This window comes from Streptomyces sp. BoleA5 (assembly GCF_000373665.1).
Lineage (GTDB): Bacteria > Actinomycetota > Actinomycetes > Streptomycetales > Streptomycetaceae > Actinacidiphila.
In genome coordinates this window covers 119,317-133,112 of sequence record NZ_KB892102.1, presented here as the reverse complement: position 1 = coordinate 133,112, position 13,796 = coordinate 119,317, and the positions used below count along the sequence as shown (strand labels likewise).

Sequence of the window (13,796 nt, the reverse complement as noted above, 5' to 3'; positions counted from 1 at the left end):
CCGCTCCCCGGACCGGGGCTGACCGCCAGGCGGACACCGTCGCGTCTAGGCTGGGCCGTATGAGTACGACGGGGGAGTACGTACCGGACGGGGCCGGCGGACGAAGCCGGGGGGCCGCCGGGCCGTGGTGGTGGCCCAGGCGGCGCAGCATGGTGCTCGACGTCTCCCTGGCCTTCGTCTCGGCCGTGGAATGCCTCCTGGAAGGCGCGGCCTTCGCGGAGAAGACCGGGATATCCCCTGTCGTCACCGGTCTGTTCGGTCTCCTGGTCGGCTCGGTCCTGGTGCTCCGCAGGCGCTGGCCGGTTCTGGTCGTCCTGGTCTCCATCGCCGTCACGCCCGCCCAGATGGGCATCCTGCTCAGCATCGTCGGCCTCTACACCTTGGCCGCCTCCGACGTGCCGCGGCGGATCATCGCCGTGCTGTCGGGGATGACGATGCTCGGCATGCTGATCGTCACCTTCCTGGAGATGCACGGTGACCTCGGCGCGGCGGCCTACCACGCGCCGCTGGCCGTGGTCGCCCTCACCTCCGTGCTCGCGGCGGTCGGCGTCACCGCGCCGCCGGTGCTGCTCGGCCTGTACGTCGGCGCCCGGCGCCGGCTGGTGGAGAGCCTGCGCGAACGGGCGGACGGCCTGGAGCGGGAGCTGTCGCTGCTCGCCGAGACGGCCACGAGCTCCGCGGAGCGCGCCCGCATGGAGGAGCGCACCCGCATCGCGCGCGAGATGCACGACGTCGTCGCGCACCGGGTGAGTCTCATGGTCGTGCACGCGGCCGCGCTCCAGGCGATCGCCGTCAAGGACCCCGAGAAGGCCTCGGCCAGCGCGCAGCTCCTCGGGGACATGGGGCGTCAGGCGCTCGACGAACTGCGCGAGATGCTGGGCGTCCTGCGGGCGGAGCCCGCGACGGCGGCGCGGGCGGCGGCGCCCGCGGCGTCCGTGTCGGCGGCGTCGGTGGTTCGTGTGGCGGCCGCTGCGGAAACGATTGCGCCCGCGGGGCCGGCTGCGGCAGCCGAGGCGGAGGAGGACGAGCAGGGGCCGTGCCTGGCCGAGCTCCGGGGGCTGCTCGACGAGTCGCGGGCGGCCGGGATGGACGTCGAGCTCACGGTCGAGGGGGAGGAGCGTCCGCTGGCGGCGCGGGTCGAGGCCACGGTCTACCGCGTCGTGCAGGAGGCGCTCACCAACGTGCACAAACACGCGCCCGGTGCGCGGGCCCGCATCCGTCTCGCCTACCGCGAGGCGGAGGTCGCGGTCCTGGTGCAGAACGGGCCCTCCGACGGCGCGCCCGCGCTGGTGCTGCCCAGCGGGGGCAACGGGCTGGTCGGCATGAAGGAGCGCGTCACCGCGCTGGGCGGGGGGTTCGCCGCCGGCACGACGCACGAGGGCGGGTTCCGCGTCTCCGCGATGCTTCCCGCGTAGCGGTACGACCCGGGGTGTGTTCTCTGGGGCCTGGTGGGCGTGAGACGGCGGGGGAGCCGGAGGCGGGCGCCCGCCCGGGGGTCAGGTCGTGAGGCGGTGCGGGCGCGATCCCGTCGTGAGGGCGCCGAGGGCCGCGTCGATGGTCGGGCCCAGGTAGTAGTCGCCGGTGTGGTCGACGCAGTAGACGCGGCCCTCCGCGTCGATCGCGAGCTGCCCGTGGCCCGCGGACTCCTCCCCGAGCGGGGCGACCTCCGTGTCGAGCGCACGGCCCAGGTCGCCGAGCGTGCGTGCGAGGTGCAGCCCGTGGAGCGGGTCGACGTGGACCGCGCTGGGGGCGATGTGGCGGCCGGGGGCGGAGACGGCCGGCACGGTGAGGCCGCCGAACTCGGCCCAGGCCTCCACGGCGGCGGGGAAGACGCTGTGGCGGTGGCCGCCGGGGGAGACGTAGGCGCGGAGCGTGTCCGCCCAGACCTCGGCCTGCAGGATGTCCCAGCGGCCGGGCTGCCAGCCGACGGAGCGCAGGGCCGCGTCGACGCCGACGGGGAAGCGGGTCGAGTTCATTCGGCGCCGGCTCCCGGGTCGAAGGCACGGACGCCGAAGTGCGCGAGCAGCGCCTGGCAGGAGCGGCAGGGCGGGGCGTAGGTGCCGTGGGCGGGGTCGCCGTCCTCGCGTATGTGGCGGGCGGTGAGCTTGGCGCCCTTGAGGGCCTTGCGGGCCTCGCCCGCCGTGAGCGGCTTGCGCGCGGCTCGCTTGCTGCGGGCGCCGTCGACGGTGGTCAGGTGGCGGGACAGCAGCACGGGCTCGGGACATCGCCCCGTGAAGCGCTCACGCTGGGCGACGGGGAGGGTGTCGAGGACGTCCTGCACGAGCGCGTGGAGCGGGGGCGGCTGGTCGGCCTTGACGCCGGTGCAGGTCAGGACCTCGTCCCTGACGGACAGCGCGGCGGCGACCGCCGGCAGGATCCCGTCGCGCCGGTGGCGCAGCACCGGTGGAGCGGGTGCTTCGTCGGCTCCCCAGTTGAGCCGCGGGTCCGCGGCGTCTCTCGTCAGCATCTTCGTACGGCCCTCCGATCCGTCCTCACGAGGAGGACGTCCCCCTATGTGCGTAAGACTGCCAAACGGACAAGGCGTTACGGAAGTCGGTTGTGAGGTGAGAGGTTTACTTTGTGCCGGATGTCACGGCACTGTGGGGAGATGCGTACCGCAGTCCGATGTGCTGCCGCAGCGCTGCTCCTTGCGTTGGCCAGTGGTTGTACGGATAGTAGCGCCGGCTTGGACGGAAAGAGCGACAGGCGCGCCGGGAACGGCCGGGATTCGGCCGGTGCCTCCACGGCGGAGGCCCAACAGGCCCTCACCGGGGCCCGGTTGAGGGCGGCGCTGATCACCTCCGCCGACGTGCCCGGCTACGTGGTCGCAGGCGGCGCGGGGGCCCCCGGCGCGTCGGGTCCGGAGGCTTCGCTCACCGCGGACCGGCCCGCGTGCCTGCCGCTGTCCGACCCCGTGAGCAGCCGCCCCGCCCGGCCGCGCGGCGCCCTGGTGACGGCCGCCGTCACCGCGCGGGGGGCGCTCGGCGGCGACGGGGAGCTGAACCTGCTGCTGCTCTCCGCGCACCGGAACGGCGAGGCGGCCGAGGTCGTCGGCGGGATCACCGCCGCGCTGGAGGAGTGCCGCTCCTTCGGGGCCACCGACGGCGAGGGAGGCACCCGGCACTTCGCCGTCCGCCCCGCGAAGGCGCCCGCGGCCGGTGACGAGGCGGCCGCCTATGTGATGACCGACACCGGTGACACCGCGAGGGGCACCGCCACCGTCACCGTCGTGCGCACCGGGAGCAGCACGGCCGCCTATGTGACCGTCAAGCCGTCCGGAGACCCCGGGGGACCGCCCCTCGCCGTCGTGCGCGCCCAGCACGCGAAGCTCGCCGAGGCCGCCGTACACCAGTGACCTGAACCAGCGGAAGCGCCTATTGCCACACCCCATAGGCTGTGCCCAACACCGGATCCAGCATGGGGGCAACGGCAATGACGACAGGTCGGCCCGGGCATCGGGCCGCGCCACCGAACGCGGCCTACGCCGGTCAGATCGTGCACTTCCCGGACCCGGTGCGGCGCACCCGTCACCCGCAGGGCGTACGCGTGGACGAGCGCGGCTTCCCCGACTTCTCGCCGTACGCCCGCGCGGCGGCCGAGATCGCGGAGCCGCCGGACGGCTTCGGCATCGACGAACTCCGGCTGACCGACTACGTGTCGGCCAACGCCGCGCTGCACGCCGCCGGTCACGAGCTGTGGGGCAGCCTGTCCCCCGTCGCCACGCCGCACGGATGGACCTGGCACCACGTCGCCGGAAGCCGCCGTCTGGAACTGGTCCCCGCCGAGGTCAAGTCGTTGCTGCGGCACCACGGCGGCCTGGCCACCACCGCCTCCGCCGACCACGACAAGCGCGGCACCCGGCCGCTCCAGGAGACCCGGCCGGTCCACTTCGGACTGCGCAAGGACGGGGTCGCGGTCACCGAGCGGCAGGTCCGTGACGTCGAGGAGGAGCTCGGCTACCGGCTGCCCGGCGCGTACCGCACCTTCCTCAAGGCGGCGGGCGGCAGCGCGCCGCGCGGTGTCGCCCTGCTGCCCATGCTGGGACTCCTGATCGACCAGCCCTTCTTCACCGTGCGGGACGAGGCGGCCCCCAACGACCTCGTCTACGTCAACAAGTGCCTGCGGGACCACCTCACCAAGGACTACCTGGCGATCTCCTACGTCCAGGGCGGTGTGCTCGCCGTGAAGTCGCGCGGTGCCGACCTGGGTTCGATGTGGCTGTGCCCTTACGACGACGTGCGGGACACCGACGGCGCCTTCGGCTCCACCGAGGAGCGGGCCGCCGGGCTGCTGCTGCCCTGCGGCGAGGACTTCGACGCCTTCCTCGCCGCGCTCGCCGGCGACCCGCCGGAGTTGGAGACGGTGGCGAACCTGATGGTCGACGGCGGCTTCGCCCGCGCCGTCCCGGTGGAGGGGTGAGGCAGGACATGGTCACGTTCGCGCAGGCGCAGGAGCGCGCCGAGCGGTGGATCAACGCCGACGTCCCCGCCTACCTCGCACGCGAGGTGCGGGTGCGGGAGTTCGACCGGGGCTTCGTGGTCTGGTCCGAGCCGAGGGACGGCGGGCCGACCTCGGACGACGGGGAGACCCGCATCGTCATCGCCCGGGACAGCGGTGAGGCCACGCTCTGGCCCGCGCTGCCGGTGGGCGAGATCGTCCGCCGCTGGGAGGAGACCTACGGCGCCGCGGCCGAGGCGGTCGCGGACGCCGTGCCGGAGCAGCCCCGGCGGATCGACCTGGAGGCGACGTCCTTCCTGCTGAGCCCGCCGCAGTGGCTCCAGGACGCCGCCGACCGGCTCGGCATCCCCGACCGCCGCGACGCGTCCGAAGGCGCCCCCGGCGACACCGTCCCGCCCCCGCCGCCCGCCCCGGCTCCCGTCACCACGCCCGGGCCGTCGACGCCCACCCAGCCGTACGTCCCGACCCCGACCCCGCCGATGCCGACGCCGTACGGCGGCGCGCCGACCCCGCCCCCCGCCGCGTGGCGGGACGCCAACGACAGCCACGGCGCGGGGGCCTCGGTGCCGCCGCCGGCGACCGTGTACGCGCCGCCGATCAGCGACTCGGACGACGCCCACACCCCGCTGCCGGTGACGAGCGCCGACGCCAGCACCGAGCGGCTGCCCGGGGTGCACGAGACGGGGACGCCGCTGCCGCAGCCCCGGGCGCAGGGCGGCTACGGCCACCCCGGCGCCGGTGCGGGCGCCCCGCCCCCGCCTCCGCCGGCTCCGGGGCCCGGCGCCTACGGCTACCCGGGCGGCTCGGCCACGCCCCCGCCTCCCGGACCGCCGCCCTCGCCGTTCGGGGGCCCGGCCGTACCCCCGCCGCCCCCGCCCCCGCCCGCACCCGCGGTGGGCCGGCAGGCTCCGCCCCCGCCCCCGCCCGCGCCGACCACCCCCGCCCGGTCCGCCTCCGGCGATGTGCACCACGCGGCGACGATGCTGTCCCGCCCGGACGGCCCGCCCCCGCCGCCCCCGCCGGCGCCCGGCCCGGGCCGCGGCGCCGCCGACGTGGCCGCCGCCGAGACCTCGAAGGCCGGCCCGCCCGCGCCCCCGCCCGGTCCGGGAGTGCCCGGCACCCCGGCCGCCGGGTACGTGCCGACGCAGCTCGTGCAGGCGCTCCCCGCGAACGACCGGCCCGGCCCGCCGGCGCCCCCGAATCCGGCGTCCGGGGACGTGCACCAGGCCGCGACGATGCTGTCCCGCCCGGACGGCGGTGCCGGGGCTTCGGCACCGCCCCCGCCCCCGCCCCCGCCGCCCGGTCCGGCGGTGGCGCAGCAGCCCGCGGCGTACGGCTACCCCCAGCCGCCGCAGCCGCAGGCCCAGGCGCAGCCGCCCACCGGCGTGCCCACGGTCGGCCCCGGCTACATGGCCGTGCTCCGCTACCGCGCGCAGGACGGCTCGGAGCAGCAGCTGATCCGTCGCTCCGCGCCCGGCACACCGCATCCGGAGTGGCAGATCCTGCACGAGCTGCGTGCCCTCGGGGTGCCTCCGCAGGCGGTGCTGGAGCTGCACACGGAGCTGGAGTCGTGCGACCTGCCGGGCGGTTACTGCGCCCGGATGATCCGTGAGACCTGGCCCCAGGTGCGGATCAGCAGCACCGCCCCGTACGGCAAGGACCACGCGAGCCGTCGCGCGGGCGTCCAGCACCTGCTGACGCACCTCGGCGAGCTGCACCAGGTGGCGAGCGCCCCGGCGCACGCCCACCCGCACCGGGTGCCGATGCCCGAGCCGCACCGGATCCAGCGGGTCCCCCCGGTCCCGCTGGACGCGATCGGGCACGAACTGGCGCAGGCCTTCGGGCCGCAGGGCGTGTTCCGCTTCGACCAGCGGGCGGTCGCCCGCCAGGGCGTGCCGGACCTCGTCGCGCAGACGCTCACCTGGTCGGGGCTGCCGGTGGACTTCGGCCCGTTCTTCTGGGCGCAGGCCCAGCCCGGGCGGCCGGTGCCTACCCTGGCGGAGCTGGCGGCCGAGCGGGGCGTGCAGCCGGCCCCGGACGCGGGTTCGTACCTGGTGATGGGCAATGACTTCGGCCGCCAGCTGTGCGTGCAGTACGGCACGGCGCACATCGTCGCGGTGCCGCTGGAGGCCGGGCCGGGCGGGACGGCGGCGGTGCCGCAGTTCGCCAACACCAGCCTGCCGGAGTTCGTCCGCTGCCTGGCGCTGCTCGGGAAGATGTGGCGCTGGCGGCTGGGCCTGACACCGGAGCAGGCGGGCCGCTGGACGGTCGACTTCCAGAACCAGCTGGCCGCGCTCGACCCGGCGGCGGTGGCCTCGCCCGAGCACTGGTGGCCGGTGCTCATCGAACAGATGTGGGACGGGATGCTCTAGGCCTGGCCCGGACCCCCGTCCGGTGTCACTCCGATCGGCCGGCGGGCCGGTCGGAGTGTCGCGATATGGGCAAATCCGGCAAATCCCCGAGAATGGGGGTATGAGTACGGCACACCCCCGCGGCGGCCACGGCTTCGCCACCGTCCGTGGCCGCGGGTACCGCACCGAACAGGTCGACCGCTTCCTGGAGGAGCTGTCCGAGGACCGCGACGCTGCCTGGGAGCGTGCCGCGCGGCTCACCGTCCTGGCCAACGAGATGACCGCGGAGTGCGCGGCGCTGCGCGACGTGGTCTCCACGCTCTCGCCGCCCACGTACGAGTCCCTCGGCAAGGGCGCGCTGGACCTGCTGCGGCTGGTCGAGGAGGAGGCCACCTCCGTGCGCGAGCAGGCCGAGGAGGAGGCCCGGCACGCGCACGACGCGGCCGAGGCCGCCCGCCGGACGCTCATGGACGAGGCGCGCGCGGCCGCCCACGCCCGCCGAGGCGCCGCGGACGAGCAGGCCGAGGAACTGCTGGAGCAGGCCCGCGCCGACGCCGGACGGACTCTCGGCGAGGCCCGCGAGGAGGCCCGGCTGCTGCGGGACGGGGCCGCCCGCGACCTCGACGCCGCCCGCCTGGACAGTGAACACACGCTCGCCGAACTGGAGAAGGAGCACCGCGAGCGCTTCGACACCCAGGAGCACGAACTCGCCGAGGGCGAGGCGGGGGTGGACTCCCGGCTGGCCGAACTCACCTCCTACGCGGAGGCCATGGTGGACGACGCCCGCCGGGCGCTGGCCGAGACGGAGGAGGCCGCCCGGCGCCGTCAGGAGGAGGCCGACACCACCGCCGCGGAACTCCTCGCGCAGGCCCGGGTGCGGGAGGAGCGCATCCGTCTGGCCGCCGAACGCGAACTGCGTGAGCACGAGGTCCGCCGGGAGGAGATCCGCGAGCACCTCGCCCACGTCCGCGGCAGCCTCGCCGCGCTCACCGGCCGTGAGGCCCCCGACGCCGAGATCCCCGACGTCGAGGAGGAAGCGGGCACCGTCGCCCCCGACGTGCCCTCCCCTTCACCCGGGGACGATCAGGAACCGTCGTAGGCGGGGAACTCCCCGCTGTCGAGGACCCACGGCCCGACGGGGACGGCGTCCCCGAAGGCGTAGTCGTGGCGGGCCCGGTAACGCGGTCCGGCGTCGCCCGGCGCCGGTCCCGGATCGGAGAGGACGGCGAGCGTCTTGTCGCGCGGATCGATGATCAGGTAGAGCGGGATGCCCATGGCGGGGTAGTCCCGGGTCTTCTCGCGGTAGTCGTTCTCCGGGTTGGACGTGGCGACCACCTCGGCCACCAGCGCGACGTCGGCGGGGTCGAGGAAACCCGGAGTGTCGAGGGCCTGTTCGGCCACGACGACGAGGTCCGGGCGGCGCATGCGCCCTATGGCGGGCGCCTCGATCTCGGGACCGGAGTGGGCCACGTGCCCGGCCCACTCCGGATCGCCGGCCATCTGCCGTTCGATCTGCCGCCGCAGCCGCAGGGCGATCAGTTCGTGCCGGTTGACCGGCGACATCATCATCGTGATGACACCCTCACCGATCTCCACGGCCCAGGTGTCCTCGCGCTCCATCAACTCGTCGGCGATGGCCCGCATGCGCGCATAGGTCCTTGCGTCCATGGGCTCACCGTACTGCCGGGTCCTCCTCCAGGACCGGGAAGCGGCGGGGGGCCACGAAGAGGACGGCGGCCAGAGAGAGGACCGCGGCGACCGCCGCGCCCGCGTAGACGTGGTTGACGGCCACCGCGACGGCGCGGCGCACCTGCTCGTCGGCGTGTGCGAGGCCGGCGATCGAGTCGAGGTCGGTGCCGGAGCCGTGCAGGCGCGAGGCGAGGGTGGCGTTGGCGACGGCGCCGAAGACGGCCGCGCCGACGCTCTGACCGACCTGGCGGCAGAAGAGGATCGACGAGGTGGCGGTGGCCCGTTCGCTCCACGGGACGGTGGACTGGACACCGACGATCAGCGGCAGCTGGAAGAGGCCGAGCGCGCCGCCGAGCAGCAGCATCACCAGGGTGGGCTGCCAGGCGGGACCGGCGTACGGGAGCATCACCAGCACGACGAGGACGACGGTGGCGGCCGCCATGCCCAGGGCGGAGGTGTTGCGGAAGCCGATGCGCAGGTAGACGCGGTTGCTGAGGGCGGCGGACAGCGGCCAGCTGAGCGTCATCACCGACAGCACGAAGCCCGCCGCGATCGGCCCGAGCCCGAGCACGGTCTGGGCGTACGTCGGGAGGAAGACCGTCGGGGCCACCATCAGCACGCCGAGCATGCCCAGGGCCAGGTTGACGGCGACGATCACCCGGCGCCGCCAGACCCAGCCGGGGATGATCGGCTCGGCGGCCCGGCGTTCGGCCCACACGGTGAGGCCGCCCAGGACGAGGCTGCCGCCGAGCAGCCACCATCGGACGGGCCCGCTCTGGACCAGGCCGGTGATCAGCAGCCCGCCGGAGAGGAAGAGCAGCAGCGCGCCGGGCCAGTCCACCCGGTGCCGGGTCCGCTCGCCGACCCGCTCGCGCAGATGCCGGGAGATGAGCAGCAGCGCGACCGCGCCGACGGGCAGGTTGATCAGGAAGATCCAGCGCCAGCTGGCGTAGCCGGCGAACAGCCCGCCGCACAGCGGCCCGAGGACGGCGGAGACCGCCCAGACCGTGGAGATCGCCGCCTGGATGCGGCCGCGCTCCTTGAGCGGGTACAGGTCGCCGGCGATCGTCTGCACGGTCCCCTGGATGGCGCCGCCGCCGAGACCCTGGACGATGCGGAAGGCGATCAGGCCGGCCATGTTCCAGGCCCCGGCGCAGAGCACCGAGCCCAGCAGGAAGATCCCGATGCCGGTCAGCAGCACGGGCTTGCGGCCGAAGGTGTCGGCGAGCTTGCCGTATACCGGCAGCGTCACCGTGACCGCGAGCAGGTAGCCGGAGAAGAGCCAGGAGAAGACGGAGAAGCCGCCCAGCTCGCCGACGATCTGCGGCACCGCCGTGGAGATGATCGTGGAGTCCATCGCCGCGAGCGCCATGGCCAGCATCAGCGCCGCGACCACCGGACCGCGCCGCCGCGGCCCCTCGGCGGCCGCGGTCGCGGCGGCTGTGACCGCGGTCTGGTCGGTGCGCTCCACGGGACCCCCCTGGTTGTGTGTACGACACACGATTTCATGCCCGGCCCCCGCGCGCACAGGGGGTTCCCGCAGGCCGGACGGCCGGGCTTGAACCTCCCGCGACCGGAGGGTGCAGTCTCGACCCCGAGCCGGGTCAGCCGAAAGACGCAGGCCCCCTAGGGGTCGCACCCGACTTTTTCCTACCCCCGGTTCGTACCGGCGGAGGACGAGGGGACCCTCCTGGGCTCCCTAGCCTTCTGGTGGGGGTAACCCCCGGGCCGATACGGAGACCCGCACCATCGTTCCGGCCCCCTCCCCGAAGCCAGTCTTGGTACGCGACGAAGCACGCCCGGAAACCGCGGCGCACCACTCGAACAGGAGCATCCACGTGACAACGGCAGTATCGATTCCCAAGTCCGGGGGCAGCGGAGAACGTACGGCCGTGGCCGCCCGGGCCCGTCAGGTCACCAAGGCGTACGGCTCGGGCGAGACCCGGGTCGTGGCCCTCGACGCGGTCGACGTCGACATCGACCGCGGCCGGTTCACCGCGATCATGGGGCCGTCCGGCTCCGGCAAGTCGACCCTGATGCACTGCCTCGCCGGTCTCGACACCGTGAGCGAAGGCCGGATCTGGGTCGGTGAGACCGAGATCACCCAGCTGAAGGACAAGAAGCTCACCCAGCTGCGCCGGGACAAGATCGGCTTCATCTTCCAGGCCTTCAACCTGCTGCCGACCCTCAACGCGGCCGAGAACATCACGCTGCCCATGGACATCGCCGGCCGCAAGGCCGACCCCCAGTGGCTGCAGCGCGTCGTGGAGACCGTCGGTCTGGCAGGCCGCCTCAAGCACCGGCCCGGCCAGCTCTCCGGCGGCCAGCAGCAGCGCGTCGCCGTGGCGCGCGCCCTCGCCGCCCGCCCGGAGATCATCTTCGGCGACGAGCCGACCGGCAACCTCGACTCGCGCGCCGGCGCCGAGATCCTCGGCTTCCTGCGCCGCTCGGTCGACGAACTCGGCCAGACCATCGTCATGGTCACGCACGACCCGGTCGCCGCCTCCTACGCCGACCGCGTCCTCTACCTCGCCGACGGCCGGATCGTCGACGAGATGCGGGACCCGACGGCCGACTCCGTACTGGAGCGCATGAAGGACTTCGACGCGCGCGGGAGGACCTCGTGACCGTCGTCAAGACCTCGATGCGCAACTTCGTCGCGCACAAGGGACGCATGGCGCTGTCCGCCATCGCCGTCCTGCTGTCGGTGGGCTTCGTCTGCGGCACGCTCGTCTTCACCGACACCATGACCTCCACCTTCGACAAGCTCTTCGCCGCCACCGCGTCGGACGTCACGGTCACGCCCAAGGGCGCGCCCAGCGACGACGAGATGCAGATGACCACCAAGGCGGCCACCGTGCCGGCCGCCACGGTCGCGCGGCTGAAGGACGTCGAAGGCGTCAAGTCCGCGACGGGCGAGGCCAACAGCCAGACCCTGACCGTCACCGACGCCGCCGGCGAAAACCTCGGCCCGACCTCCGGCGCCCCCACCATCGCCACCAACTGGGACTCCACGGAGCTGCGTTCGGTCGACGTCACCTCCGGCCACGCCCCGCGCGGCCCCACCGAGGTGATGGTCGACGCCGACACCGCCGACAAGAAGCACCTCGAACTGGGCGACGAACTGCGCGTCATCGCCATCCCCGGCGAGTTCCACGCCCGGATCAGCGGCATCGCCACCTTCAAGGTCACCAACCCCGGTGCGGCGATCTTCTACTTCGACACCCCCACCACCCAGACCAAGGTGCTCGGCGCCAAGGACGTCTTCAGCAGCGTCGGCCTGACCGCCAAGGCCGGGGTCAGCGACGACCAGCTGAAGAAGAACGTCACCGCCGCCCTCGGCTCCACCGCCGGCTACAAGGTGCAGACCCAGGCCGAGTGGACCGCCGAGAACCAGAAGGACATCGGCGGCTTCCTCGACGTCATCAAGTACGCGATGCTCGGCTTCGCCGGGATCGCCGTCCTCGTCGGCATCTTCCTGATCGTCAACACCTTCTCGATGCTGGTCGCCCAGCGCACCCGGGAGATCGGCCTCATGCGGGCCATCGGCGCCAGCCGCCGCCAGGTCAACCGCTCGGTGCTGGTGGAGGCGCTGCTGCTCGGCGTGGTGGGTTCCGTGCTCGGCATCGGCGGCGGCGTCGGGCTCGCCGTCCTGCTCATGAACCTCATGGGCAGCGTGGGCATGAACCTCGACACCTCGTCCCTGACGGTCAAGGCCTCCACCCCGGTCATCGGGCTCGTCCTCGGCGTCGTGGTGACCGTCCTCGCCGCGTACCTGCCCGCCCGGCGGGCCAGCAAGGTCTCCCCGATGGCCGCGCTGCGCGACGCCGGCACCCCCGCCGACGGCCGGGCGGGCAAGGTGCGCGCCGCGATCGGCCTGGTCCTCACCCTCGCGGGGGCCGCAGCCCTGCTCGCCGCCGTGCAGGCCACCAAGGCCGCGGACGGCTCGATGTTCCTCGGCCTCGGCATCCTGCTCACCCTGGTCGGCTTCGTGGTCGTCGGGCCGCTGCTCGCCGGCGTCGTCGTCCGGGTGATCAGCGCGGGCGTCCTGCGGATCTTCGGCCCGGTCGGCCGTCTCGCCGAGCGCAACGCGCTCCGCAACCCGCGGCGCACCGGCGCCACCGCCGCCGCTCTCATGATCGGCCTCGCGCTCGTCGCAGGCCTGTCGGTGGTCGGCTCCTCCATGGTGGCCTCGGCGACCGACCAGCTCGACAAGTCCGTCGGCGCGGACTTCATCATCGCCTCCGACAGCGGCCAGCCGATCACCCCGCAGATCGAGCGGGCCATCAAGGCCGCGCCGGACCTCGCCCACGTCACGGACTACAAGTCCCTCGACGTGAAACTCACCGCCCCCGACGGGTCGGTCTCCGACACCTCCCTGTCCGCCGCGGATCCCACCTACGCCCAGGACCTGCAGGTCAAGACGGTCGCCGGTGAGCTGTCGGCCGCGTACGGCGCGAACGCGATGTCGGTCGGCGAGGGCTTCGCCGACAAGCACAGGGTCAAGCTCGGCGACAAGCTCTCCGTCCGCTTCGAGCACGGCGAGACGGCGACGCTGACCGTCGCCGCCATCACCTCCGCGGACACCGTCTTCGACCAGGGCGCGATGTACACCAACATCACGACCGCGGCGCGCTACATCCCGGCCGACCGGATGCCGATCAACGACATCATGTTCGCCGCCGCCAAGGACGGACGGCAGGACGCGGCCTACGCGGGCCTGAAGAAGGCGCTGCACGACTTCCCGCAGGTCCAGGTCCGCAACCAGGCCGACTACAAGCAGATGCTCAAGGACCAGATCGGCCAGCTGCTCAACCTGATCTACGGTCTGCTGGCCCTGGCGATCATCGTGGCGATCCTGGGCGTCGTGAACACCCTGGCCCTGTCGGTGGTGGAGCGCACCCGTGAGATCGGCCTCATGCGGGCGATCGGGATGTCGCGGCGGCAGCTGCGGCGCATGATCCGCCTGGAGTCGATCGTCATCGCCCTCTTCGGCGCGGTGCTCGGCCTCGGCCTCGGCATGGGCTGGGGCGCCTCGGCCCAGCAGCTGCTGGCGCTCCAGGGGCTCGGGATCCTGGAGATCCCCTGGCCGACGATCATCACCGTCTTCATCGGCTCGGCCTTCGTCGGGCTCGTCGCGGCGCTGGTGCCGGCGTTCCGGGCGGGGCGGATGAACGTGCTGGGCGCGATCGCGACGGAGTAGCGCGCGGAGCGCGCTGCGGCCCCGGGTACGCCTTGTGCGTGCCCGGGGCCGTTGCGGTGTGCGGGTGCGTCCGGCCACCGGTGCGTGCGCCCTGT

Annotated in this window: 11 protein-coding genes; 7 read left to right on the top strand and 4 right to left on the bottom strand. The window is 73.8% G+C overall.

Annotated features, from left to right (window positions below; genetic code table 11):
- Nucleotides 1-59: 59 nt before the first annotated feature.
- A complete protein-coding gene (locus B085_RS0117175) occupies nt 60-1,415 on the top strand; it encodes a sensor histidine kinase (RefSeq protein ID WP_037731839.1) in 1,356 nt (451 codons plus the stop codon).
- A gap of 81 nt (nt 1,416-1,496) precedes the next feature.
- Here B085_RS0117175 and B085_RS0117170 read toward each other — a convergent pair whose 3' ends face one another.
- Nucleotides 1,497-1,976, bottom strand: a complete 480-nt coding sequence (locus B085_RS0117170; RefSeq protein WP_018559805.1) for an SUKH-3 domain-containing protein — start codon at nt 1,974-1,976, stop codon at nt 1,497-1,499.
- Complete coding sequence (locus B085_RS0117165) at nt 1,973-2,467, bottom strand: YwqJ-related putative deaminase (protein ID WP_026251121.1); 495 nt, start codon at nt 2,465-2,467, stop codon at nt 1,973-1,975. Before B085_RS0117165 ends, B085_RS0117170 begins: the two co-directional genes overlap by 4 nt.
- 219 nt (nt 2,468-2,686) lie before the next feature.
- Between B085_RS0117165 and B085_RS48180 the strand changes: the two genes are divergently transcribed.
- The 4 genes from B085_RS48180 to B085_RS49350 all read left to right on the top strand — a co-directional run bounded on the left by B085_RS48180 (nt 2,687) and on the right by B085_RS49350 (nt 7,908).
- Nucleotides 2,687-3,355 carry a hypothetical protein gene (locus B085_RS48180; RefSeq protein WP_018559803.1) on the top strand — a complete coding sequence of 223 codons (669 nt, stop codon included), beginning with the start codon at nt 2,687-2,689 and terminating at the stop codon, nt 3,353-3,355.
- A gap of 77 nt (nt 3,356-3,432) precedes the next feature.
- Nucleotides 3,433-4,419 carry an SMI1/KNR4 family protein gene (locus tag B085_RS0117155; RefSeq protein WP_026251120.1) on the top strand — a complete coding sequence of 329 codons (987 nt, stop codon included), beginning with the start codon at nt 3,433-3,435 and terminating at the stop codon, nt 4,417-4,419.
- 8 nt (nt 4,420-4,427) lie between these two features.
- On the top strand, nt 4,428-6,830 hold the full coding sequence (locus B085_RS0117150; RefSeq protein ID WP_018559801.1) for an SUKH-4 family immunity protein: 2,403 nt from the start codon (nt 4,428-4,430) through the stop codon (nt 6,828-6,830).
- 100 nt (nt 6,831-6,930) lie between these two features.
- A complete protein-coding gene (locus tag B085_RS49350; protein ID WP_018559800.1) occupies nt 6,931-7,908 on the top strand; it encodes a DivIVA domain-containing protein in 978 nt (325 codons plus the stop codon).
- On the opposite strand, the gene B085_RS0117140 is transcribed toward B085_RS49350, so the two are convergent.
- Nucleotides 7,893-8,477: a Uma2 family endonuclease gene (locus B085_RS0117140; RefSeq protein WP_026251119.1), complete on the bottom strand. Its 585-nt coding sequence runs from the start codon at nt 8,475-8,477 to the stop codon at nt 7,893-7,895. The two genes, B085_RS49350 and B085_RS0117140, sit on opposite strands and share 16 nt — an antisense overlap.
- A gap of 4 nt (nt 8,478-8,481) precedes the next feature.
- Complete coding sequence (locus B085_RS0117135) at nt 8,482-9,969, bottom strand: MFS transporter (protein ID WP_018559798.1); 1,488 nt, start codon at nt 9,967-9,969, stop codon at nt 8,482-8,484.
- 367 nt (nt 9,970-10,336) lie between these two features.
- Between B085_RS0117135 and B085_RS0117130 the strand changes: the two genes are divergently transcribed.
- Together B085_RS0117130 and B085_RS0117125 are read left to right on the top strand one after the other, a co-directional pair.
- Nucleotides 10,337-11,125, top strand: a complete 789-nt coding sequence (locus B085_RS0117130) for an ABC transporter ATP-binding protein (RefSeq protein WP_026251118.1) — start codon at nt 10,337-10,339, stop codon at nt 11,123-11,125.
- Nucleotides 11,122-13,701 (top strand): ABC transporter permease, encoded by a 2,580-nt coding sequence (locus B085_RS0117125; RefSeq protein ID WP_018559796.1) that lies wholly within the window; start codon nt 11,122-11,124, stop codon nt 13,699-13,701. Before B085_RS0117130 ends, B085_RS0117125 begins: the two co-directional genes overlap by 4 nt.
- The last annotated feature ends 95 nt before the right edge of the window (nt 13,702-13,796 follow it).

Excerpts from the sequence above, each read along its gene's own strand:
- B085_RS49350 (WP_018559800.1), top strand. The coding sequence starts at position 6,931 with ATGAGTACGGCACACCCCCGCGGCGGCCACGGCTTCGCCACCGTCCGT.
- B085_RS0117165 (WP_026251121.1), bottom strand. The coding sequence starts at position 2,467 with ATGCTGACGAGAGACGCCGCGGACCCGCGGCTCAACTGGGGAGCCGAC.
- B085_RS0117140 (WP_026251119.1), bottom strand. The coding sequence starts at position 8,477 with ATGGACGCAAGGACCTATGCGCGCATGCGGGCCATCGCCGACGAGTTG.
- B085_RS0117150 (WP_018559801.1), top strand. The coding sequence starts at position 4,428 with ATGGTCACGTTCGCGCAGGCGCAGGAGCGCGCCGAGCGGTGGATCAAC.
- B085_RS0117155 (WP_026251120.1), top strand. The coding sequence starts at position 3,433 with ATGACGACAGGTCGGCCCGGGCATCGGGCCGCGCCACCGAACGCGGCC.
- B085_RS0117170 (WP_018559805.1), bottom strand. The coding sequence starts at position 1,976 with ATGAACTCGACCCGCTTCCCCGTCGGCGTCGACGCGGCCCTGCGCTCC.
- B085_RS0117175 (WP_037731839.1), top strand. The coding sequence starts at position 60 with ATGAGTACGACGGGGGAGTACGTACCGGACGGGGCCGGCGGACGAAGC.